The 21,085-nt window shown below is 64.1% G+C and carries 22 protein-coding genes; 11 read left to right on the forward strand and 11 right to left on the reverse strand.

Going from position 1 to position 21,085, the window contains the following annotated elements; translation table 11 throughout:
- Positions 1-10: 10 nt before the first annotated feature.
- Together ACYG9V_RS29460 and ACYG9V_RS29465 are read right to left on the reverse strand one after the other, a co-directional pair.
- A complete protein-coding gene (locus ACYG9V_RS29460; protein WP_023671143.1) occupies positions 11-433 on the reverse strand; it encodes a hypothetical protein in 423 nt (140 codons plus the stop codon).
- Positions 433-1,686 carry a sarcosine oxidase subunit beta gene (locus tag ACYG9V_RS29465; protein WP_023683196.1) on the reverse strand — a complete coding sequence of 418 codons (1,254 nt, stop codon included), beginning with the start codon at positions 1,684-1,686 and terminating at the stop codon, positions 433-435. The genes ACYG9V_RS29460 and ACYG9V_RS29465 overlap by 1 nt, the downstream gene beginning before the upstream one ends.
- Before the next feature lie 202 nt (positions 1,687-1,888).
- Here ACYG9V_RS29465 and ACYG9V_RS29470 point away from each other — a divergent pair, with 202 nt between their 5' ends.
- From ACYG9V_RS29470 to ACYG9V_RS29505, 8 genes are all read left to right on the forward strand, one after another.
- The gene (locus tag ACYG9V_RS29470; RefSeq protein WP_023683195.1) at positions 1,889-2,257 is read left to right on the forward strand and encodes a YrdB family protein; all 369 of its coding nucleotides are present in this window, start codon (positions 1,889-1,891) and stop codon (positions 2,255-2,257) included.
- Positions 2,258-2,391: 134 nt separating this feature from the next.
- Entirely contained in the window at positions 2,392-3,150 is a 759-nt protein-coding gene (locus ACYG9V_RS29475) for an SDR family oxidoreductase (protein WP_023756309.1), read from the forward strand.
- 105 nt (positions 3,151-3,255) lie between these two features.
- The gene (locus ACYG9V_RS29480) at positions 3,256-3,642 is read left to right on the forward strand and encodes an SET domain-containing protein (RefSeq protein ID WP_023671139.1); all 387 of its coding nucleotides are present in this window, start codon (positions 3,256-3,258) and stop codon (positions 3,640-3,642) included.
- A gap of 176 nt (positions 3,643-3,818) precedes the next feature.
- On the forward strand, positions 3,819-4,097 hold the full coding sequence (rpsU, locus tag ACYG9V_RS29485) for a 30S ribosomal protein S21 (protein ID WP_023671138.1): 279 nt from the start codon (positions 3,819-3,821) through the stop codon (positions 4,095-4,097).
- A gap of 202 nt (positions 4,098-4,299) precedes the next feature.
- Positions 4,300-5,154: a tetratricopeptide repeat protein gene (locus tag ACYG9V_RS29490; protein WP_023686462.1), complete on the forward strand. Its 855-nt coding sequence runs from the start codon at positions 4,300-4,302 to the stop codon at positions 5,152-5,154.
- A 257-nt stretch (positions 5,155-5,411) separates the two neighbouring features.
- Complete coding sequence (locus ACYG9V_RS29495; protein ID WP_023671136.1) at positions 5,412-5,885, forward strand: DUF992 domain-containing protein; 474 nt, start codon at positions 5,412-5,414, stop codon at positions 5,883-5,885.
- A gap of 90 nt (positions 5,886-5,975) precedes the next feature.
- Positions 5,976-6,455 (forward strand): DUF992 domain-containing protein, encoded by a 480-nt coding sequence (locus ACYG9V_RS29500; protein WP_352762538.1) that lies wholly within the window; start codon positions 5,976-5,978, stop codon positions 6,453-6,455.
- A gap of 193 nt (positions 6,456-6,648) precedes the next feature.
- Entirely contained in the window at positions 6,649-8,085 is a 1,437-nt protein-coding gene (locus ACYG9V_RS29505) for an MFS transporter (protein WP_023740927.1), read from the forward strand.
- Between the two features lie 120 nt (positions 8,086-8,205).
- Here the strand turns inward: ACYG9V_RS29505 and coaBC are convergent, their stop codons facing one another.
- The 3 genes from coaBC to ubiE form a co-directional block, all read right to left on the reverse strand.
- Positions 8,206-9,672: a bifunctional phosphopantothenoylcysteine decarboxylase/phosphopantothenate--cysteine ligase CoaBC gene (coaBC, locus tag ACYG9V_RS29510; RefSeq protein WP_352762540.1), complete on the reverse strand. Its 1,467-nt coding sequence runs from the start codon at positions 9,670-9,672 to the stop codon at positions 8,206-8,208.
- 67 nt (positions 9,673-9,739) lie between these two features.
- The gene (gene ubiB / locus ACYG9V_RS29515) at positions 9,740-11,314 is read right to left on the reverse strand and encodes a 2-polyprenylphenol 6-hydroxylase (protein ID WP_352762542.1); all 1,575 of its coding nucleotides are present in this window, start codon (positions 11,312-11,314) and stop codon (positions 9,740-9,742) included.
- 31 nt (positions 11,315-11,345) lie between these two features.
- On the reverse strand, positions 11,346-12,122 hold the full coding sequence (ubiE, locus tag ACYG9V_RS29520) for a bifunctional demethylmenaquinone methyltransferase/2-methoxy-6-polyprenyl-1,4-benzoquinol methylase UbiE (protein ID WP_023833596.1): 777 nt from the start codon (positions 12,120-12,122) through the stop codon (positions 11,346-11,348).
- A gap of 134 nt (positions 12,123-12,256) precedes the next feature.
- On the opposite strand from ubiE, the gene ACYG9V_RS29525 reads away from it, so the two are divergent.
- From ACYG9V_RS29525 to ACYG9V_RS29535, 3 genes are all read left to right on the forward strand, one after another.
- Complete coding sequence (locus tag ACYG9V_RS29525) at positions 12,257-13,228, forward strand: adenosine deaminase (RefSeq protein ID WP_023825167.1); 972 nt, start codon at positions 12,257-12,259, stop codon at positions 13,226-13,228.
- Positions 13,229-13,356: 128 nt separating this feature from the next.
- Positions 13,357-13,986, forward strand: coding sequence for a uracil phosphoribosyltransferase (gene upp / locus ACYG9V_RS29530; RefSeq protein ID WP_023671129.1), 630 nt, complete (start codon positions 13,357-13,359; stop codon positions 13,984-13,986).
- Positions 13,987-14,115: 129 nt separating this feature from the next.
- On the forward strand, positions 14,116-14,679 hold the full coding sequence (locus tag ACYG9V_RS29535; protein WP_352762544.1) for a TIGR02281 family clan AA aspartic protease: 564 nt from the start codon (positions 14,116-14,118) through the stop codon (positions 14,677-14,679).
- 9 nt (positions 14,680-14,688) lie between these two features.
- On the opposite strand, the gene deoA is transcribed toward ACYG9V_RS29535, so the two are convergent.
- From deoA to ACYG9V_RS29565, 6 genes are all read right to left on the reverse strand, one after another.
- Positions 14,689-16,008, reverse strand: a complete 1,320-nt coding sequence (gene deoA, locus ACYG9V_RS29540) for a thymidine phosphorylase (RefSeq protein WP_352762545.1) — start codon at positions 16,006-16,008, stop codon at positions 14,689-14,691.
- Entirely contained in the window at positions 16,008-16,823 is an 816-nt protein-coding gene (locus tag ACYG9V_RS29545; RefSeq protein WP_352461089.1) for a purine-nucleoside phosphorylase, read from the reverse strand. Before ACYG9V_RS29545 ends, deoA begins: the two co-directional genes overlap by 1 nt.
- Positions 16,824-16,835: 12 nt before the next feature.
- The gene (cdd, locus tag ACYG9V_RS29550; protein ID WP_023683183.1) at positions 16,836-17,228 is read right to left on the reverse strand and encodes a cytidine deaminase; all 393 of its coding nucleotides are present in this window, start codon (positions 17,226-17,228) and stop codon (positions 16,836-16,838) included.
- 107 nt (positions 17,229-17,335) lie between these two features.
- Positions 17,336-18,307, reverse strand: a complete 972-nt coding sequence (locus tag ACYG9V_RS29555; protein ID WP_352762548.1) for an ABC transporter permease — start codon at positions 18,305-18,307, stop codon at positions 17,336-17,338.
- A 1-nt stretch (position 18,308) separates the two neighbouring features.
- On the reverse strand, positions 18,309-19,448 hold the full coding sequence (locus ACYG9V_RS29560; RefSeq protein WP_023686470.1) for an ABC transporter permease: 1,140 nt from the start codon (positions 19,446-19,448) through the stop codon (positions 18,309-18,311).
- Positions 19,445-20,977, reverse strand: a complete 1,533-nt coding sequence (locus ACYG9V_RS29565) for an ABC transporter ATP-binding protein (protein WP_352762549.1) — start codon at positions 20,975-20,977, stop codon at positions 19,445-19,447. The genes ACYG9V_RS29560 and ACYG9V_RS29565 overlap by 4 nt, the downstream gene beginning before the upstream one ends.
- Between the last annotated feature and the right edge of the window lie 108 nt (positions 20,978-21,085).

Here is a 21,085-nt window from a genome sequence, read left to right on the forward strand (position 1 = left end):
TCGTTCGTTCCTACAATTCGCCGTGGCCGACATGCGCGCCGGCCGGTTGGTTGCAAAGCCTCTGGCCCATCGCAGCAAAAGGCGCGACGAGCCGAATGCGCTCCTCTACACTTGCGGCGGGGCGAAACAGCTCGCGATACGCCATGTTGCCGATCGTGAGCTGAAACGGATCGGTCGTCACGATGACGCTGCGTGGCTCGAATGTGTCGTCCTCGCCCAGATCGGAGGGCCTGTTCTCCATGAAGATGACCACCTTCTGGCCACCACTCCACACGCATCCCAGAATGCCGGCGTCGATCGAAAACGGCCAATTGGCTTCGTTGCCGGCGCGGCTGATCGGCTGCGTCCGCACCTCGTCCGGTGACGGAAAATGGAACAGGTCCTGCTCCCCCGCCAGCACCAGCGGCACCGCTACAGCCAACTCCACCATCATCAGTGCGCCACCGCCGCCGCCGCTGCCTCGTCGATGAGGCGGCCGGTACGGAAGCGCTCGATGGTAAAGGGCGCGTTGATAGGATGCGGATCGTCCTTGGCAATCGTGTGGGCAAAGACATGGCCTGAGCCGGGCGTTGCCTTGAAGCCGCCCGTGCCCCAGCCGCAATTGACGTAGAGGCCGGGCACCGGCGTCTTGGCCAGGATCGGCGAACGGTCGGGCGTCACGTCGACGATGCCGCCCCACGAGCGCAGCATCTTCATGCGGGTGAAGATCGGGAACATCTCGCAGATGGCGTCGAGCGTGTGCTGCAGGATATGCAGGCCGCCGGTCTGCGAATAGGAGACATACTGGTCGGTGCCGGCGCCGATCACCAGCTCGCCCTTGTCGGACTGCGAGATATAAGCGTGCACCGTGTTCGACATAACCACGCACGGCACCACCGGCTTGACCGGCTCCGACACCAGCGCCTGCAGCGGATAGCTTTCCAGCGGCATGCGCACGCCGGCCATGTTCATGATCACCGAGGAATGGCCTGCAGCCACCACACCGACCTTCTTGGCGCCGATGAAGCCGCGCGTCGTGTCGACGCCCATGACCGCGCCATTGGCCGCCCGCTTGACGCCGGTGACCTCGCAATTCTGGATGATGTGGACGCCGCGCGCCGAAGCGCCGCGCGCATAGCCCCAGGCCACCGCATCGTGACGCGCCGTGCCGCCTCGCCGCTGCAAGGCGGCGCCGACGACGGGATAGCGCGCCTGCCTGGAAATGTTGAGCGGCGGGCAGAATTCCTTCGCCTGCTCAGGCGTCAGCCATTCATTGTCGATGCCGTTGAGACGGTTGGCATGGACATGGCGCTTCAGCACCTGGATGTCGTGCACATTGTGCGCCAGCATCATGACGCCGCGCGCCGAATACATGACGTTGTAGTTGAGTTCCTGGGAGAGCCCATCCCACAGCTTCAGCGCATGGTCGTAAATGCCGGCGCTCTCGTCGTAAAGGTAGTTGGAGCGGATGATGGTGGTGTTGCGACCGGTGTTGCCGCCGCCCAGCCACCCCTTTTCCAGCACCGCGACATTGGTGATGCCGTGTACGGTGGCGAGATAGTAGGCGGTGGCCAGGCCATGACCGCCGGCGCCGACGATGATGACGTCATATTCCTTCTTCGGCTCCGGCGAGGACCATTGTTCCTCCCAGCCCTTGTGGCCGCGCATGGCCTCGCGGGCGATGGCGAATACCGAATATTTTTTCAACGTTCCAGCCTCGCAAATGGCGGTGGGGTATTTTACTCAGCCCCGGCGCGCGAGGTGTATCACTAGCGAAACGGCGCTTCTACCCTTGCGCTGTTTGCGACGGCGCTTGCCGTTTTGCGCCGCGGTGGAAAAGACCTGCCCGGGCTGGCAGGCATGGCTGCGTTCGGACACACTGGCGATCGCGAGACTCTGGAGGACGAATATGGGCAACGCCTGGTGGAATCTGACGTTGCGTTTCCTGCTGGAACTTGCCGCCTTGCTTGGCCTCGGCTTTGCCGGCTGGAGCCTCTCCGGCGGATGGTGGCGCTGGGTCCTCGCCTTGGCCTTGCCGTTCATTGCAGCTGCGCTGTGGGGAACCTTCGCGGTGCGCGGCGACCCAAGCCGGTCCGGACGCGCGCCGGTTCCTGTACCAGGCGCAGTCAGGCTGGTGCTTGAACTGGCCATCCTGTTTGGCGGTGCAGCCGGATTCTATGCCGCCGGTCACACGACCACGGGCGTTGTCATCACGCTGCTCATCGCCATCAGCTACGCATTTTCGCTCGACCGCCTCGGCTGGCTGCTGAAGCAATAGTCCGGCGCGCGGCGCTTGTGCCGCTGCGAAGCCATTCAGCAAGTCGAGCACGTATCGGGTGGCTAGCACCGTCCCGAACTGCGATCAACATCCCTGTTGCCGGCACAGCCGGTGCCATGAAAGGATGTAAGAAAATGTTCGTACTCACCAATAAAATAGCGATCGTCACCGGCGCCAGTTCCGGCATCGGCCGCGCCACCGCAAAACTCTTCGCCGAAGAAGGTGCCAGGGTCGTCATCGCCGCCCGCCGCCAGGCCGAACTCGATGCGCTGGTCGCTGAAATCGAGGATGCCGACGGCTCGGCAGTCGCGCTTGCCGGCGATGTCCGCGACGAAGCCTATGCAAAAGCCCTCGTCGATCTCGCCGTCGAAAAATTCGGCGGGCTCGATATCGCCTTCAACAATGTCGGCTCGGTCGGAGCGATGGGTCCGATTTCGGAACTGTCGCTGGACGGATGGCGCGAGACGCTCGACGCCAATCTGACCAGCGCCTTTCTCGGCGCGAAATACCAGGTGCCGGCGATGGTCGAACGCGGCGGCGGATCGCTGATCTTCACCTCGACCTTCGTCGGTCACACAGTCGGCATGCCGGGCATGACCAGCTATGCCGCGAGCAAGGCCGGACTGATCGGCCTGACGCAGGTGCTGGCCGCCGAATACGGCCCCAGGGGCGTGCGGGTCAACGCGCTGATGCCGGGTGGCACCGACACGCCGTCGGCAACATTCAAGACGCCGGAATCACGCGCTTTCGTGGAAAACCTGCATGCCTTGAAACGTGTGGCTGTGCCTGAAGAGATCGCCCGCGCTGCGCTTTTCCTGGCATCGGATGCGTCGAGCTTCACCACAGGATCGGCGCTGTTTGCCGATGGCGGCGTCTCGATCACCCGGACGTGAAGCATTTCGCGGGTCATCGCCCGCGCCGATCAGCCATAGAACCCGAAACCGGACTTGCTTTTTCCTCGCGATTTGGCGATTCGGTTTCGGGTGAGGAGGACGGACATGCTGCTGATCAGGACCTATGTCGCCCAGAGCGCAATCGAAGGCGTCGGCGTGTTCGCCGCCGAGCCGATCAGGAAGGGCGCCTCGATCTGGCGGCTCGATCCGGATTTCGACCGGCTGATCCCGATGGACAAATACGAGGCGGCGCCGCCGCACCTCAAGGAATTGCTCGACCGCTATGCCTATCCGAGCCCCGACCGTCCCGGCTTCATGGTCTATGAAGTCGATAATGGCCGCTTCATGAACCACGCCGAGCGGCCGAACACGGATTTTTCGCAATATGGCGGCGCCACCGCCACTCGAGATATATCAGCCGGCGAGGAAATTACCTGCGATTACGGCGAATTCTTCGAGGATTTCGCACGGCTCCATCTGGCCAGCGCCTAGTTGGCGCCCTATCTCGGGGCTGCCGTGGCAAATTGGCGGTTGTCCTTCATTTCCAGTGTGGACAGCGCGGCCTGATTCTGCTATCAGCCGCCACAATTCGTGGTGTAAAGCGCCGCGGAGGCATGTGGCTATGGTCACTTGCCTGTTGATATCAAACCCGAAAGACAGGATTGCCCGTGCAGGTACTCGTCCGCGACAATAACGTTGATCAGGCGCTTCGCGCTCTCAAGAAGAAGATGCAGCGCGAAGGCATTTTCCGCGAAATGAAGATGCGCGGCCATTACGAGAAGCCTTCCGAGAAGCGCGCCCGTGAAAAGGCCGAAGCCGTTCGCCGCGCCCGCAAGCTGGCCCGCAAGCGCGCCCAGCGCGAAGGCCTGCTGCCGATGACGCCGCGCCCGGTTGCTGCCGGCGCCGCCGGTGGTCCTGGTGGTGCTCCGCGTCCGCCGCGGTTCTGACGCCAATTTTTCGTCCTTTTCGAAGGATACTCTGAGGTGGCGCGATGCGGAATCGCCGCCACCTTTTTGTTTGGAGCGCCGCCATTCTGTTAGAGGCCGTTCCCTTGAACGCGCAAACGGCGTTCTAGATTTGTTACGACAATCTGTGACCCGGCCCGGAGGGGGACCTGGACGGCGCGGCTGAAGTGAGGACAGGGCAGACATGAACGCAATCGGCGTAGAGCGCAAAACCACAATGCGCGGTTTGGCCCTGGCGGCAGCCCTGATGTCCGGCCTGGTGCTGGCCGGTTGCCAGAGCGTTCCGACCGGCGAATTCAACAACATCGACAAGGCGCAAGGCTCGAGCGAGAACATCTCCTCGCTGTCGGCGGTGATCCAGCGCAATCCGCAGGATCCGGAAGGCTACAATGTGCGCGGCTCGGCCTATGGCCGTGGCGGCCAGTATCAGGCGGCGCTGAAGGATTTCGACACCGCCATCCAGCTCAACCCGAATTTCTACCAGGCCTATTCGAACCGGGCGCTGATCCAGCGCTTCCTCGGCAACCAGGCGGCCGCCCTTGCCGACTACAACCGCTCGATCCAGATCAATGCAAATTATGACGCCGCCTATATCGGCCGCGGCAACCTCTATCGCAAGGCCGGCCAGACCCAGCAGGCCTTCAACGATTTCCAGAAGGCGATCCAGCTCGACACCACGGATGCCCGCGCCTACCACAATCGCGGCCTGATCTATCAGAGCCAGGGCCAGCACAAGTTTGCCATCGAGGATTTCTCGACCGCCATCTCGCTGGCGCCGGACGCCGCCGAACCCTATAATGGCCGCGGCCTCTCCTATCTCGCCATGAATGACGAGGACAACGCCTTCTCCGACTTCAACATGGCCATCAAGCTCGACGGCAAGAACGCCGAAGCCTGGTCCAACCAGGCGCTGATCTACGAGCGCCGCGGCGACAAGGTCAAGGCCTCGAAGGCCTACCGCGAAGCCGTCCATCTCGACCCGACCTACCAGCCGGCCAAGGACGGCCTGTCGCGCACATCGGGCGCCACCGCCGGCTGAGATGCGGCCGCGCGCCGCCATCGGCGGCCTTTTATAACAACGTTCCATTCCTGATGCAGTGCGCCGCGTGAGCGGTTTCTCCCCGGGAAAGCGCAGAGCCCGTCCCCTAGGGATTGCGTATCCAGAAAACCCCACTATCACCCAATCTTAACCACCGGGGGCAAAGCGTTAACCCTTGCCTTGATCGCGCCAAGTTTTCAGCGGAACGCTCCGGGCCATTCAACCGTTGTTGAAGGCATTTTCGAAAGGACTGACCCATGATCAAGAAAATCATCTGTGCCGCGGCACTTGCCACGACGCTGCTTGCCGTTCCCGCCAGCGCCGGCAAGCTTCAGCTCGGCACGCTCGATTGCACCATCGACGGCGGCGTCGGTTACGTCATCACGTCGAACAAGGGCGTCGACTGCACGTTCCGCCCTTATCACCATGGGCCGTCCGAGAAATACACGGGGATGATCTCCAAGCTCGGCGTCGATCTCGGCCAGACGCATCAGGGCCAGCTGGTGTGGGCGGTTCTGGCCGCCACCCGCGGCCATGACGAGGGCGACCTTGCCGGCCATTATTACGGCGTCAACGCCGAGGCGAGCGTGGTGACCGGCGGCGGCGCCAATCTGCTGGTCGGCGGGCTCGACGGCGCCTTTGTGCTGGAGCCGCTCAGCGTCCAGGCGCAGACCGGCGTCAATGTAGCGGTCGCCGTGACCTCCCTGGAACTGATCCACTCGTTCAAATAAGCATCGGCAAATAAGGATCGACTGATCCCTCTACGCGCGGCGCGGAACAGGTTACTGTTTCGCGCCGTATGCTTTTTTGGGGGATCCGCCGTGCTGAAACCAGCCATCGCCGCCGCTATCACCATCATCTGTACCGCCCAGGCCCAAGCGCAAGGCCAGGGTATCGAACTCGGTGTGCTCGATTGCGCCATCGGCGGCGGCACCGGCTTCATCTTCGGCTCCAGCAAGGATCTGAGCTGCACCTTCACGCCGGCCGACAAGAGCTTTTCGCCGGAAGCCTATTTCGGCGCCGTCAACAAATACGGGCTCGACATCGGCACCACCAAGCAGACCGTCATGCAATGGCTGGTGCTGACGCCGCTGAGGAACATCTATGCGCCCGGCGCGTTGGCCGGCGACTATATCGGCGCCAGCGCCGAAGTGACCGCGGCGGTCGGCGCCGGCGCCAATCTCCTGGTCGGCGGCTCCTCGCAGGCCTTCACCCTGCAGCCGCTCAGCCTGCAGACGCAGACCGGTATCAACATTGCGATCGGCCTCAGCCAGTTTCAGCTGCGCAGCATTGAGAACTGACCGGCGCATCAAGCGGAGAGGCTTCCGGCCAATCTCGACCGTTTGCACTTCGATAAAAAGCCACTTGAGCTCAACTGCGCTTGAGGTTTTACAACTCGCCTGACTGAAACAGCGCGCATGGCCCCGCCGGAAAGCGCGACTGGCTTCTGGCGCCATGCGCCGGCATCGAGATATGCAAAGGCAGGGTAAAAGAATGACTGAAATCACCAGCAACAAGGTCGACTGGCGGGCATTGTGGGCAAGCGGCGACCTCGCGCGCTTCTGCTTCATCAGCCTCGGCATCCTGCTGCACGCCACCAACGAGACGATGGTGGCGACGGTCATGCCGGCCATGGTCGGGGACCTCGCCGGTGTGCAGTTCGTCGGCTGGTCGCTGGCCGTCTACGAGCTCGGCGCCATTGTCGCCGGCGCAGCGGCCGGGCGGCTGGTCAGCTATGTCGCTCTACGCTCCAACGTCACGGTCGCCGCCCTGCTCTATGCCGTGGGCGCACTGATCTGCGCCACCGCGCCGTCCATGCCGGTGTTTCTTGGCGGCCGTCTGGTCGAGGGTCTCGGCGGCGGTGCGCTGGTGTCGCTGGCCTTCGTCTCGGTCGAGCGGCTGTTTAACCGCAGCATCTGGCCACAGCTGTTCGGCATCATGTCGGCGATCTGGGGCGTCGCCGCCTTCAGCGGCCCGATGCTCGGCGCGATCATGGTCGAGCTCCTGTCCTGGCGCTGGGCCTTCGGCGTCTTCGTGCTGGGTGGCATCGCCATGGCATCGGCAAGCTTCATCGTCCTGAACACGCCGGAAGCGACGAAGCCGCAAGCCGCCGCCGGCACCTCGCCGCCCTTCCCCTTTGCAGCACTTGGCTGCCTCGCCATCGCCGTCGTGCTGATCGCCACCGCAGGCGTCGACGTCGCCTTGCTTCGATCGTCGCTGCTGCTGGTCCTCGGCCTCGCCGGCCTGGCGCTGTTCGTTTTCGTCGACGCCATGAAGCCGCAATCGCGACTGTTCCCGTCGGGCCTGTTCTCATGGCGCTCGCCGGTCGGCAGCGGCATGAGCATGGTTGCCGCCTTCTCGGTGGCGACAGTCTCTTTTTCCATCTACGGGCCGCTTCTGCTTACCACGCTGCACGGCATCCCGATCCTGACCACAGGCTACATCATCGCCGCCGAATCGATCGCCTGGTCAATCCTGTCGATCGCCGTCGCCAATGCGCCGCTGCAGCGCGAACGGCAGATCCTCGTCATCGGCGCGCTGATGATTGCAGCCGGCCTCGCCGGTTTCGCCTATGCCATCCCCGCCGGCTCGATCCCGGTGATCCTGCTCTGCGCTTTGTTGCAAGGCGGTGGCTTCGGCGTGTCATGGCCCTTCCTGACCCGCATCATCGTTGCCTCGGCCCGCGACGGCGAGCAGACGATCGCCTCGGCCGCCGTGCCGACCATGCAGCGCATCGGCTACGCCGTGGGCGCCGCCATGGCCGGCATCATCGCCAATGCCAGCGGCTTTTCGGACGGGCTGAACCGCGAGGCAGCAGCGCACGTCGCCGGCTGGCTGTACCTGGCCTTCGTGCCACTTGGCATTGTGGGTTGCCTGGCGGCGTTGAAGATGGCTTTGGCGGCACGCCGGCCGCAATTGGCGACAGGCTGAGGGCACGGCGGATCGAGAATTTGGCGACAGCATTCCGCCGGCGCTGTCGGCGTCAAATGCCCTCGGCCACAAGGCTGCCTGCAAGACCATGGCCTGCCCGATTGCGGAACCGGCGGCCGCTCAGGCTTGCAAACGCTCGGCGATGAGCGCGGCGAGCCGCGCCGCCACCTCGTCCTTGCCCATCTCAGGCCATTCCTCGACGCCGTCCTTCGAGACGATGCGCACCTTGTTGCGGTCGCCGCCCATGACGCCGGTGGGGCCGACGCCGCTTTCATGCGAGACATCGTTGGCGACAATGAAATCGGCGCCCTTCTTCTTCAGCTTGGCCTCGGCATTGGCAATCAGGTCCTGCGTCTCGGCGGCGAAGCCGACAACCAGCCCCGGGCGTTGCCCGTGATGACCGACGCTGGCGAGAATGTCGGGGTTTTCGACCATTTGCAGCGCCGGTGGGCCCTGGCCCGCCACCTTCTTGATCTTCTCGCCGGCCGTGCCAGCGGTGCGCCAGTCGGCGACGGCAGCTACGAAGACCGCGGCGTCCGCCGGCAACAACTGTTCGACGGCCGCTTTCATCTCGGCCGCGGTCTCCACATGCGTCGTCACAACGCCGGCCGGATCGGCAATGCCAACCGGACCGGAGACCAGGCGTACATCCGCGCCCAGTCTTGCCAGCGCTGCCGCAATCGCATGGCCCTGCTTGCCCGAAGAGCGGTTGGCGATGTAGCGCACCGGGTCGATCGGCTCATGCGTCGGCCCCGAGGTGACGATGATCCTGCGGCCGGCCAGCGGCTTCGGCCTGCTGTCGAGCAGTGCCTCGATCACTGCCACGATCTCCAGCGGCTCGGCCATGCGGCCCTCGCCCGCCTCGTTGCTTTCCGCCATCTCGCCCTTGGCCGGGCCGACGAAGGCGATGCCATCCTTGGCGAGCGTCGCCCGGTTGCGGCTCGTCGCGGCATGCGACCACATTTTCGGGTTCATCGCCGGCGCCATCAGCACCTTCTTGTCGGTGGCGAGCAGCACCGTCGAGGCCAGATCGTTGGCATGGCCGTTGGCGAGCTTGGCCATCAGATCGGCAGTGGCCGGCGCCACCACCAGAAGGTCGGCCTCGCGCGACAGCCTGATATGGCCGACATCGTGCTCGTCATTGCGGTCGAACAGTTCGGTGAAGACATGGTCGGCCGAAAGCGCGCCGACCGAAAGCGTGGTGACGAACTCCTGCGCCGCCGATGTCATCACAACGCGCACCGCCGCACCGCGCTCGCGCAACCGGCGGATCAGGTCCAGCGCCTTGTAGGCGGCGATGCCGCCGCCTATGATCAGCAGGATGCGCCTGCCGTCGAGGGTTTTGTGCGTTTTTGTGGATTGACCACGCTGGGGCAGATCGATGTCAAAACCTCCATGAGGCTCAACCAAGCGGCGGATTGTTGCATAGAGGGTTTCGCTCTCGGGCATGCCGGCTTCCGCCGACAGCACGCTTTTGGCAAGCGCATCACGCGCCTCTTCCTCCATCGACACCCCGCGCGCCGCAGCGCGCTCACGCAATTTCTGCTTCACGTCGTCAGCTAGATTGCGGACAGTAATGGTGCCCATGACTTGCTCCGCGACATCAATAGCGCGACTGCAACGCTAGCACCACCGTTGCTAGCGTTGCAAGCGATCAGAGCAGCTTCCACGCGATGTAAACCAGCGTCAGCGCGATCACCCACAGCGCCAGCCGGCCCGAGCGGGTGTAACGGGCTTCGGCCTTGCCGATGGCGCGCGATGTCGCCTCGTCGAAGCGGAGGCCGTGCTCCGCCATAAAATCGATCTCGCGCGACAGCCGCTCGGTGCGGGCGGCAAGATCGGGCGCCTGGCGGGCCAGCGCCAGCAGCGCCTTGGCGCCGTCGCGCGCGTCCATCAGCAGGCCGCTCGGCCCGAGATTGCCGGCGATCCACTGGCCGACCACCGGCTCGGCCGTCTTCCACATGTTGAAGGCCGGGTCGAGCGTACGCGCGACGCCCTCCACCACCACCATGGTCTTCTGCAACAGGATCAGTTCCGACCGCGTGGCCATATCGAACAATTCGGTGACCTCGAACAGCAGCGTCAAAAGCTTGGCCATCGAAATGGTCTCGGCCGGCTGGCCGTGGATCGGCTCGCCGATGGCGCGGATCGCCTGCGCGAAAGCCGCGACATTGTGCTGGCGCGGCACGTAGCCGGCCTCGAAATGCACCTCGGCGACGCGCAGATAGTCGCGCGTGATGAAGCCGTAGAGGATTTCGGCGAGGAACCGGCGCTCCTTCTTGCCGAGCCGTCCGGCAATGCCGAGATCGACGGCGACAATATTGCCATTGGCCTCGACGAACAGATTGCCTGGATGCATGTCGGCATGGAAGAAGCCGTCCCGCAGCGTGTGACGCAGGAACGACTGGATCAGGTTGGTGGCGATCGCCTTCAGATCGTGGCCCGCCGCAGCGAGGCCGGCGATGTCGTTCATCTTGACGCCGTCGACCCATTCCATGGTCAGCACATCGCGCCCGGTGCGCTCCCAGTCGACCGACGGCACGCGAAAGCCCGGGTCATCCTTGGTGTTTTCGCCAAGTTCCGAAAGCGCTGCCGCCTCGAGCCTCAGATCCATCTCGATCTTGGTGGTTTGCGCCAGCGTCTCGGTCACCTCGACGGGCCGCAGCCGGCGCGACGACGGGATGTATTTCTCCTGCAGCCGGGCGGCGAGGAAATAGCTTTCGAGATCCTGAAAGAAGCGGCGGCGCACGCCAGGCCGGATCACCTTCACCGCCACCTTGGTATCGACACCGTCATGCATGGCCTGCGCGGGATGGACCTGGGCGATGGAGGCCGCCGCGACCGGCCCGCCGAACTGCGTATAGAGTTCGCCGATCTTGCGCCCGAGCGAGCCCTCGATCGCCGCCACCGCTTCCGCCTGCGAAAAAGTGTGCATCTTGTCCTGCAGCATGGCGAGGTCGAGCGCCATGTCGTTGCCGACGACATCGGGCCGCGTCGCCAGGAACTGGCCGAGCTTGATGTAGGAGGGTCCGAGCCGGACCACCGCCTTGGCCAGCCGGTCGCTGCGCTCATAAGCGAGTGCGCGGCGGCGGGTGAAGAGCCGGGCCATGCGCCAGCCGACTTTCGGCAGGCCGCCGAGTTCGTCGCCCGGCAATGCTGCGATCACGCCTTCGCGAACCAGCACCCAGCCGGCCCGTGCGAGCCGAAAGGCGGCGCCGACGCTGCTCATCGCCTACCCTGCTGCTGCAAACTGTGGTGCCTCAAAGCTTCCAGCCCGAATGCAGGGCGGCAATGCCGCCGGAATAGTTGCGGAACGACACGCGCTCGAAGCCCGCGCGGGTGATCATGGCAGCAAAGTTCTGCTGATTGGGAAATTTGCGGATCGATTCGACCAGGTAGGAATAGGGTTCGCCCTCGCCCGTCACCATCTTGCCGATCTGCGGAATGGCGTTGAACGACCAGGCTTCGTAGACCTTGTCCAGCAGCGGCATCTCGACCTCGGAAAACTCCAGGCACAGGAACCGTCCGCCGGGCTTCAGCACGCGAAAGGCTTCCGTCAGCGCGACATCGATGCGCGGCACGTTGCGGATGCCGAATGCGATGGTGTAGGCGTCAAAGGTGCTATCGGTGAAAGGCAGTTCCTCGGCATTGGCCTCGACGAAATCGGTGTTGCCGGACAGGCCCTTTTTCTCCGCGCGGTCACGGCCGACGCTGAGCATCGAGCCGTTGATGTCGAGCACCGTGGCATGCGCGTTGCCATGGCTGGCGTCGACAATGCGGAAGGCGATGTCGCCGGTGCCGCCCGCCACGTCAAGCACTTTCCAGCCCGGACGTTTCGGCGGATTGAGCCATGTCACCATGGCATCCTTCCACAGCCGGTGCAGCCCGGCCGACATCAGGTCGTTCATCAGGTCGTAGCGGTTCGCCACCTTGTGGAAAACCTCATTGACCAGAGGCTGCTTGTCGCCTGGCCCTACCTTCTTGAAACCATAGGAGGTCTCCATGCCGCCCGCGGCCGTGGTTCTCTCAACTGACATTATTTTGATCCGTCATAAAACCGGCGGGACCATAGCCGATCGATGGTGCGGGCGCTATTGTTTAAGGCGCGGTGTTCGGCCGCGCTTCCAGGTGGTGGGCTTTACGGCCTGGACTGATGAGACGGGATAACTGCATGCCTTTGAAAGCGGAACTGCACTGCCACATCGAGGGGGCAGCGGCGCCCGAACTCGTCGTCCGCCAGGCGCAGAAATACGGCAAGGACACCTCGCTTTATATCCAGAACGGCTCGTTCGTCTGGCACGACTTCACCTCTTTCCTCGCGGCTTACGACTTTTCCGCCGACCTGTTCCGCTCCGAGGAGGATTATGCCCGCCTCGCCGACCATTATCTGACCAGCCTTGCCCGCGACGGCGCCATCTATTCCGAAGTCTTCACCTCGCCCGACCATGCCGTCAGGGCCGGCCTGTCGCCCAAGGCCTACACCGATGCGCTCGGCGAAGGCATGCTGCGCGCCAAAGCCAAGACCGGCATAGAGGGCCGCATGATCGTCACCGGCGTACGCCATGTCGGCGTCGAATCGATCGAGCAGGCGGCGCGTTTTGCGGCGCGCTGCGGAAATCCGCTGGTCACCGGCTTCGGCGTCGCCGGCGATGAACGCATGGGCGAGATGGAGGATTATGTCAGGGCCTTCGAGATCGCCCGTGAAGCGGGTCTTGGCATCACCATCCATGCCGGCGAGTTGACCGGCTGGGAGACGGTGCAGGCCGCACTCGACCACATCCGCCCCTCGCGCATCGGCCATGGCGTGCGCGCCATCGAAAATCCCGACCTGGTGCGCCGCATCGCCGATGAGGGCATCGTGCTTGAATGCTGCCCCGGCTCCAACATCGCGCTCAAAGTCTACGACAGTTTCGCCGATCACCCTTTCCCCGCCCTGCAGGCGGCCGGCTGCAAGGTGACGCTGAACTCCGACGACCCACCCTATTTCTGGACCTCGCTGAAGCGCGAATACGACATCGCCGCCGAGCATTTCTCCATGAATGAAAAAGCTTTGACCGCCGTCACCAGGACGGCGATCGAAGCGGCTTTCGTCGACAGGAAGACGAAAAGCGCGCTGCTTGCCCGGCTCGATGCGAAGAGGTGACTGGTGACTGGTGACTGGTGATTGGTTTGCCGGCGGTTCGGCCTGTCAACGGCAATGATCGATCCATCGGGACTCGCAAACCTGCTCACTATTCACTATTCACTATTCACCATTCACTGGAGCAACCCATGCAGGGCGTCACCGTCGTCGACCACCCGCTTGTCCAGCACAAGCTGACCATCATGCGCAAGAAGGAGACGTCGACCGCCGGCTTCCGGCGGCTGCTGCGCGAGATCTCGCTCCTGCTCGGCTACGAGGTCACCCGCAACCTCGAACTGACGACGACGACCATCGAAACGCCGATGGAAACCATGGAAGCGCCGACGCTGGAGGGCAAGAAGCTGGTCTTCGCCTCGGTGCTGCGCGCCGGCAATGGCCTGCTCGAAGGCCTGCTCGACCTGGTCCCGGCGGCCCGCGTCGCGCATGTCGGCCTCTACCGCGATCACGAAACGCTGGAGGCGGTGGAATATTTCTTCAAGGCGCCGAGCGATCTCGCCGACCGGCTGGTGATCGTCGTCGATCCGATGCTGGCGACCGCGAACTCGGCCATCGCGGCCATCGACAAGCTGAAGGAGCGCGGAGCCACCAACATCCGTTTCCTTTGCCTGCTGGCGGCGCCAGAAGGCATCGAGCGCTTCACCAAGGCGCATCCGGATGTCCCGGTCTTTACCGCTTCCATCGACCGCCAGCTCAACGAGAAGGGCTACATCATGCCCGGCCTCGGCGATGCCGGCGACCGCATGTACGGAACCAAATGACGGCGGCTGGCAAGGCCAGCTGACATCCAGTCGTTTACCGCCCGTTTACGCAAAGCCGCGGTTTCGGGTTGGCGTTAAAGCGGCACACACCATACGTGGGCAAGAATGGGCCTTCACGAAGGTCCATTCATGCTGCGCAAGCTTGTCATTCTGGGCGTGTTCGCCGGAACGTCGGCATCGATCCCGATCGTCTATCAGTCGAATCCGCAGATTCTCGACAACCTGTTGAAGTCGACCGTCGCCGGCACGCCGTCCGCGCAGCCTCAGCCCGAACTGAACATGGCCTCGGTTCCCGGCAAGCCGGCCGCACCGCTGCCCACTGGGCGCAAAGTATTGGTGGCGGCTGACGAGCGCGGCCATTTCACCTCCGCCTTCAAGCTCAACGGCCGCCAGGTCGACGGCATGATCGACACCGGCGCCACTTTGGTCGCCATCAACACCTCGACGGCGCGCCGCATCGGCATCTCGCTCAACCCGTCGGACTTCAACCAGCAGGTCAACACCGCCAATGGCGCGATCAGGGCCGCCGTGGTCAACATCGATCGCCTGCAGATCGGCAAGATCAGCGTCGACAACGTCCAGGCGGTAGTGCTCGACGACAAGGCTCTGCGCACCAACCTCATTGGCATGAGCTTTTTGCAGCGGCTGGCAAAATACCAGGTCGAAAACGGCACACTGTTGCTGGTGCAGTAGCGCGTTCCGCTACCCGCGCGGCAGCACGCGCCGGATGACAGTCTTGTCGGCGGCTGGTTTCGACACCCCGATCGTATAGGCCGAAAGCACGGCGGCTGCGGCCGCTTCGGCCTCCGCTTGCGTGCGGGCGTGGACGAGCGCCAGCGGCTCGCCGGCCCGCACCTCGGCGCCGAGCGGCAGCAGCCTGGTGATGCCGACCGCATGGTCGATCCTGTCGTCCGGCCGCGTACGCCCGCCACCGAGCCCGACCACAGCAAGGCCGATATCGCGGGTGGCAATAGCGGTGGCAAAACCGTTGCCTGTCGCCTTGACCGCAAACTCCACCGCCGCTTTCGGCAGGTATTTTTCCGGCTTCTCGACGAAATCGGCGGGACCGCCAAGGGCTGCGACCATACGCGCGAAGGCGGCTGCCGCGCGGCCGCCGGCCAGCGTCTCGGCCGCGCGCCTGAGACCGCCCTGATTGGACGACGCCAGCCCTGCCGATTGCAGCATCTCGGCGGCCAGCGCCAGCGTCACATCCTCCAGTCGCTTGTCGCGGAACCTTCCGGTGAGGAAATCGACGGCGTTGCGCACCTCGACCGCGTTGCCGGCCGCCGACGCCAGCGGCTCGTTCATACTGGTGACCAGCGCCGAGGCCTTCAGGCCGGCGCCGTTGGCGATCTCGACCAGGCTGTTGGCCAGTGCTGTCGCGTCGCGCGACTTCTCCATGAAGGCGCCATTGCCGACCTTGACGTCGAGCACCAGCGACCGCAGGCCGGCCGCGAGTTTCTTCGACAGGATAGAGGCAGTGATCAGCGGCACCGATTCCACCGTTCCGGTCACATCGCGGATCGCATAGAGGCGACGGTCGGCGGGCGCGAGATCGGCGGTCTGGCCGATGATGGCACAGCCGGTCTCGAGCACCGTCTTGCGGAAGCGCGCGATATCCGGCTGGCTGATATAGCCTGGGATGGCATCCATCTTGTCCAGCGTGCCGCCGGTATGCCCAAGGCCCCTGCCGGAGATCATCGGCACATAGGCGCCGCAAGCGGCGACGATCGGCGCCAGCATCAGCGAGACATTGTCGCCGACGCCGCCGGTCGAATGTTTGTCGGTGACCGGACCCGGCAGGTCCGACCAGTCGAGCACATCGCCGGAATCGCGCATGGCGAGCGTCAGCGCCACCGCCTCGTCGCGGTTCATGCCGTTGAAGAACACCGCCATGGCAAAGGCGCCGACCTGGCCGTCCGAGACGCTGCCCGAAGTGACGCCGGCGACAAAGGCCGAAATCTCCTGCGCGGACAGTTTCTGGCCGTCGCGCTTGCGGCGGATGATTTCCTGCGGAAGCATCAGGTGCCCTTTGGCTCCGGCAACCCATCCTGGAACACATGCGCAAGGATCGTCGCCAGCCGTGCGCCGCCGATCGGCGCCATGTCCTTGGTCTCCTGGTGCGACAGTTCCGCCCCGGTCATCCCGGCGGCGAGATTGGTGATCACCGAACAGGCGGCTACGCGAAGCCCAAGGAAGCGGGCGAGAATGACCTCCGGTACGGTCGACATCCCTACCGCTTTGGCGCCCATGACGCGGGCCATGCGGATTTCAGCAGGGGTTTCGAAACACGGACCGGAAAACCACATATAGACGCCCTTGTGCAGCGCCGTCCCTGTCGCCTTCGCCGCCCGTTCGATCGCCGCGCGCAGGCCGGCATCATAGGCTTCGGTCAGGCCGACGAAGCGGCGGTCGCTAGGCTCGCCGATCAGCGGGTTGGAGCCGGAGAAATTGATGTGGTCGGTGATCAGCATCACCGATCCTGGCAGCATGTCGGGATCGACCGAGCCGGCGGCATTGGTAAGGATCAGCTTGGTGATGCCGATGCCGGCAAGCACCTCCAGCGCCGGCCGCATTGCAGCAGCAACGCCGTGCTCGTAATAATGGGCGCGGCCGGACAGCATCAGCACCGGCGTGCCGGCGAAAAGCCCCGCGACCACCTCGCCGGCATGGCCAGTCACCCCGCTGCGGGGGAAACCCGGCAGGTCGGCATAAGAGATGCGCACGGCATTTTCGACCTGGTCGACAAGCCCGCCAAGGCCCGACCCCAGCACCATCGCCGTTGTCGGCGCCAACCCGTCCAGCCTTTCGACGAGGTGGTCCAGAGCTTCCTTCATATCAGCCAACTCTCACTTCAAAATGTCGCCACGAAACCCGTAGGGCAGCATGTCGCCCATCGTCACGGTCTCGACCACGCCGGTGTTGTCGCAAAGATAGAGCTTCGTGTCCGGCCGGCAGAACTCCGCCAGCCTTTGCCGGCAGCCGCCACAGGGCGAGCATTTGGCCATGCGCGAGGCAATGACGGCGATCTCGACGATCTTGCCGCCGCCGCCCATGATGTAATGGCCGAGCGCCGTGGTCTCGGCGCACCAGCCTTCCGGATAGGACGCGACCTCGATGTTGGCGCCGGTGAAGACACGGCCGTCTTCGGTGCGCAACGCCGCACCCACCGGAAACTTCGAATAGGGCGCGTAGGCCTTGGCCATGGCCTCCTGCGCGGCTTCGAACAGATCATGCGACATTCAGGTGTTCTCTCCGACGATCGTGGTCAAAACCCGGCGCTTTGCGTTTTCGTGGCGCCTTTCGAGCACCAGCCGCATGCTCGACTCAGTGCTCCTGGGCGCCCGGATCAACGTTCCTTGACATACGGCACGCCGCCGGCGCGCGGCGGGATCGCCTTGCCGATGAAGCCGGCAAGCAGGATCACGGTCAGCACATAGGGCAGCGCCTGCATGAACTGCACCGGCACCTTGCCGATCAACGGCAGCGGCGAACCCTGCAGGCGGATCGCCGCCGCGTCGAGGAAGCCGAACAGAAGACAGGCGAACATAGCGTTGACCGGTCGCCATTTGGCAAAGATCAGCGCCGCCAGTGCGATGTACCCCTTGCCCGCGGTCATGTCCTTCACGAAGCCGCCATTCTGCACCATCGAGAGGTAGGCGCCGGCAATGCCGGTCAGCACACCGGTGCAGATCAGGGCCCGGTAGCGCAGCCAGGCGACCGAGATGCCGGCGGTGTCGACGGCGGCCGGGTTCTCGCCGACGGCGCGTAGGCGCAGGCCGAAGCGGGTGCGAAACAACACCCACCAGGTGAACGGCACCATGGCGAAAGCGAGATAGACCAGGATCGAATGGCCAGAGAGCAGCTCGGAATAGATCGGCCCTATGATCGGCACGTCGTGGATCGCGGCAGCACCAGCCAGAGTGATGGCCTCGAAACGCTCGCCCGGCTGCAGCGCCGGCGTTCGCCCGCCCTGCTGGAACCAGGCTTGGCCCAGAATGATGGTCGAGCCGGCGGCGACGAAGTTGATGGCCACACCGGAGACGATCTGGTTGCCGCGATGGGTGATCGAGGCGAAGCCGTGCACCAGGGCAAAGGCGACCGACATCACGATCGCCATGCCGAGACCGAGGAAGGCCGAATGGAAGACCGAAGCGGCGGCCGCACCTGCAAAGGCGCCGACCAGCATCTTGCCTTCCAGCCCGATGTCGAAAACGCCGGCGCGTTCCGAATAGAGGCCGGCGAGGCAAGCGAGCAGCAGCGGCACCGACAGGCGTATGGTCGAGTCCAGGATCTGCACGATGGCGATGAAGACGTCCATCTCAGGCGCCCTTCCCTTTGACCGCTTCGATGCCGACCGACCTTGGACTGAACGAGGCGAACAGCGCCTGGACGTAGGGCCGGAACATGTGCTCCAGCGCACCGGCAAACAGGATGACCAGGCCTTGGATGATGACGATCATGTCGCGGGAAATCGCCGGCATTTCGAAGGCAAGTTCGGCGCCGCCCTGGTAGAGCATGCCGAACAGGATCGCCGCCAGCACGATGCCGACCGGATGCAGTCGGCCCATCAGCGCCACGGCGATGCCGACGAAGCCGGCGCCGGAGACGAAATCGATCGCCACATTGTGCTGGTCGCCCATCACCGGGTTCAGCGTCATCATGCCGGCCAGCGCGCCCGAAATCATCATCGCGATGATGATGATGCGGGTCTCCGAAATGCCGGCATAGCGCGCCGCTTTCGGGCTGTGGCCATAGGTGCGCATCTCGTAGCCGAGCTTGGTGCGCCAGATCAGCAGCCAGACCAGGAATGCCATGAGCAGCGCCAGCAGGAAGCAGATGTTGAACGGCGCCGAGCGGATCTTGGCGCCGAACAGTTCGATGATCCAGTTGAGCTTCGGCAGCTCGGCCCCGGCGAGGAAGTTGCGCGTCTGCGGTGCCTGCGACGCCGCCGGCTTCAATGGCCCGACCAGGAGATAGACCATGATCGAGGCCGCGATGAAGTTGAACATGATGGTGGTGATGACGATGTGCGACCCGCGCTTGGCCTGCAGATAGGCCGGAATCAGCGCCCACAGCGCACCGACGGCGGCTCCGGCGACGATCGCCAGCGGAAAGGTCAGCCACCACGGCAGCACAGTGTCGAAGGCGAGGCAGACCACGCCCACGCCAAGGCCGGCAATATAGGCCTGGCCCTCGGTCCCGATGTTGAACAGGCCGCAATGTGCGGCCACCGCCACTGACAGGCCGGTGAAGATGAAGGTGGTGGCATAGAACAGCGTGAAGGCAATGCCGGTTCCCTTGCCGAAAGCGCCCTCGACCAGGATGACGGCGGCACGAAACGGGTTTTCGCCGACCAGCATGACGACGAAACCGGCAACGATGAAGGCCACCGACAGATTGATCAGCGGGATCAGCCCATAATCGGCCCAGGCCGGCAGCTTGGCGTAAGGCGTGCTCACTCTGCCGCCTCCTGGCGATCGATGCCTGCCATCAGCAGGCCAAGCTCGCCCTCGGTCGCCTCAGGGCCACGTTCGCCGACGATGCGCCCGGCAAACATCACCAGGATGCGGTCGGACAGCGAACGGATCTCGTCGAGCTCGACCGACACCACCAGCACCGCCTTGCCCTGGTCGCGCATGGCAATCAGCCGCTTGTGGATGAATTCTATGGCGCCGACATCGACGCCGCGCGTCGGCTGGCCGACGATCAGAACACCGGGGTCCTGCTCCATTTCCCGCGCCAGCACGATCTTCTGCTGGTTGCCGCCGGAGAAATTCGCCGTCTTCAGACGCGGATTGCCGGGACGGATGTCGTACTTCTCTATCTTGTCCTTGGCATCGGTCATGATGGCGTCGATGTTGAGGAACGGCCCATTGAGGTAGCGCGGGTCGTCATGGTAGCCGAGGATCGAATTCTCGTTCTCCTCGAAGGCCAGCACCAGGCCGACATGATGGCGGTCCTCCGGTACATGGGCGAGCCCACGGTCGCGCAACTCGCCGGGATCGGCGGCCCCGGTCAGGTCGATCGGCTTGCCATCGAGCATCACCGAGCCGGAAACCGCGCGCCTGATGCCGGAAATCGCCTCGAGCAGTTCGGACTGGCCGTTGCCGGCGACACCGGCAATGCCGACGATCTCGCCGGCGTGGATATCGAAGGAGATGTCGTCGACCATGGTGACGCCGCGCTGGTCTTTCACCGTCAGGTTCTTGACCGCGAGCTTGACCGCGCCGGCCTCCGTCTCGCCCTTTTCGACCCGCAGCAGCACGCGCCGTCCGACCATCAGTTCGGCCAGTTCGCCGACTGTCGTCTTGCTGGTCTCGCGCGTCGCCACCATCGTGCCCTGGCGCATGACCGAGACATTGTCGGTGATGGCCATGATCTCGCGCAGCTTGTGGGTGATCAGCACCACCGTTTTCCCCTGGTCCTTCAATTGCCTGAGGATGCGGAACAGATGGTCGGCCTCGGCCGGCGTCAACACGCCCGTCGGCTCGTCGAGAATCAGGATTTCGGCGCCGCGATAAAGCGCCTTGAGGATTTCCACACGCTGCTGCAGGCCGACCGGCAATTCCTCGATGATGGCGTCGGGATCGACTTCCAGCCCGTATTCGCGCTCGAGCCGCTCCAGTTCGGAGCGCGCCTTGGCGATGCTCTTTTTCAACAGCGCATCGCTTTCGGCGCCGAGGATGATGTTTTCCAGCACGGTGAAATTGTCGACCAGCATAAAGTGCTGATGCACCATGCCGATGCCGAGCGCGATGGCGTCGTTGGAGGTCTTGATCGACGCCGGCTTGCCGCCGACGCGGATCTCGCCGCTGTCGGCCTGATAGAAGCCATAGAGGATCGACATCAGCGTCGACTTGCCGGCGCCGTTCTCGCCGACGATGCCGTGGATGGTGCCGCGTGCGATCTCCAGATTGATGTCGCGATTGGCGCGAACGGCGCCAAAACTCTTGTTGATGCCGATCAGTTCGATTGCGGCTTGCGCCATGCAGCCTGTCCCACTCTTATTTTTTTATCGCTTGGTCAAAACGCCTAGCATGATGCCCCACCCGTGCCAATTGGCGGCGCAGTGGCCACTCTCGACAAATCCCGGTGC

Source organism: Mesorhizobium sp. W016 (genome assembly GCF_054719485.1).

Bases quoted from the DNA above. Each gene is read 5' to 3' on its own strand.
- ACYG9V_RS29460 (WP_023671143.1), bottom strand. From the start codon at position 433: ATGATGGTGGAGTTGGCTGTAGCGGTGCCGCTGGTGCTGGCGGGGGAG.
- ACYG9V_RS29470 (WP_023683195.1), top strand. From the start codon at position 1,889: ATGGGCAACGCCTGGTGGAATCTGACGTTGCGTTTCCTGCTGGAACTT.
- ACYG9V_RS29475 (WP_023756309.1), top strand. From the start codon at position 2,392: ATGTTCGTACTCACCAATAAAATAGCGATCGTCACCGGCGCCAGTTCC.
- ACYG9V_RS29480 (WP_023671139.1), top strand. From the start codon at position 3,256: ATGCTGCTGATCAGGACCTATGTCGCCCAGAGCGCAATCGAAGGCGTC.
- ACYG9V_RS29490 (WP_023686462.1), top strand. From the start codon at position 4,300: ATGAACGCAATCGGCGTAGAGCGCAAAACCACAATGCGCGGTTTGGCC.
- ACYG9V_RS29495 (WP_023671136.1), top strand. From the start codon at position 5,412: ATGATCAAGAAAATCATCTGTGCCGCGGCACTTGCCACGACGCTGCTT.
- ACYG9V_RS29505 (WP_023740927.1), top strand. From the start codon at position 6,649: ATGACTGAAATCACCAGCAACAAGGTCGACTGGCGGGCATTGTGGGCA.
- coaBC (WP_352762540.1), bottom strand. From the start codon at position 9,672: ATGGGCACCATTACTGTCCGCAATCTAGCTGACGACGTGAAGCAGAAA.
- ubiB (WP_352762542.1), bottom strand. From the start codon at position 11,314: ATGAGCAGCGTCGGCGCCGCCTTTCGGCTCGCACGGGCCGGCTGGGTG.
- ubiE (WP_023833596.1), bottom strand. From the start codon at position 12,122: ATGTCAGTTGAGAGAACCACGGCCGCGGGCGGCATGGAGACCTCCTAT.
- ACYG9V_RS29525 (WP_023825167.1), top strand. From the start codon at position 12,257: ATGCCTTTGAAAGCGGAACTGCACTGCCACATCGAGGGGGCAGCGGCG.
- upp (WP_023671129.1), top strand. From the start codon at position 13,357: ATGCAGGGCGTCACCGTCGTCGACCACCCGCTTGTCCAGCACAAGCTG.
- ACYG9V_RS29535 (WP_352762544.1), top strand. From the start codon at position 14,116: ATGCTGCGCAAGCTTGTCATTCTGGGCGTGTTCGCCGGAACGTCGGCA.
- deoA (WP_352762545.1), bottom strand. From the start codon at position 16,008: ATGCTTCCGCAGGAAATCATCCGCCGCAAGCGCGACGGCCAGAAACTG.
- ACYG9V_RS29545 (WP_352461089.1), bottom strand. From the start codon at position 16,823: ATGAAGGAAGCTCTGGACCACCTCGTCGAAAGGCTGGACGGGTTGGCG.
- cdd (WP_023683183.1), bottom strand. From the start codon at position 17,228: ATGTCGCATGATCTGTTCGAAGCCGCGCAGGAGGCCATGGCCAAGGCC.
- ACYG9V_RS29555 (WP_352762548.1), bottom strand. From the start codon at position 18,307: ATGGACGTCTTCATCGCCATCGTGCAGATCCTGGACTCGACCATACGC.
- ACYG9V_RS29565 (WP_352762549.1), bottom strand. From the start codon at position 20,977: ATGGCGCAAGCCGCAATCGAACTGATCGGCATCAACAAGAGTTTTGGC.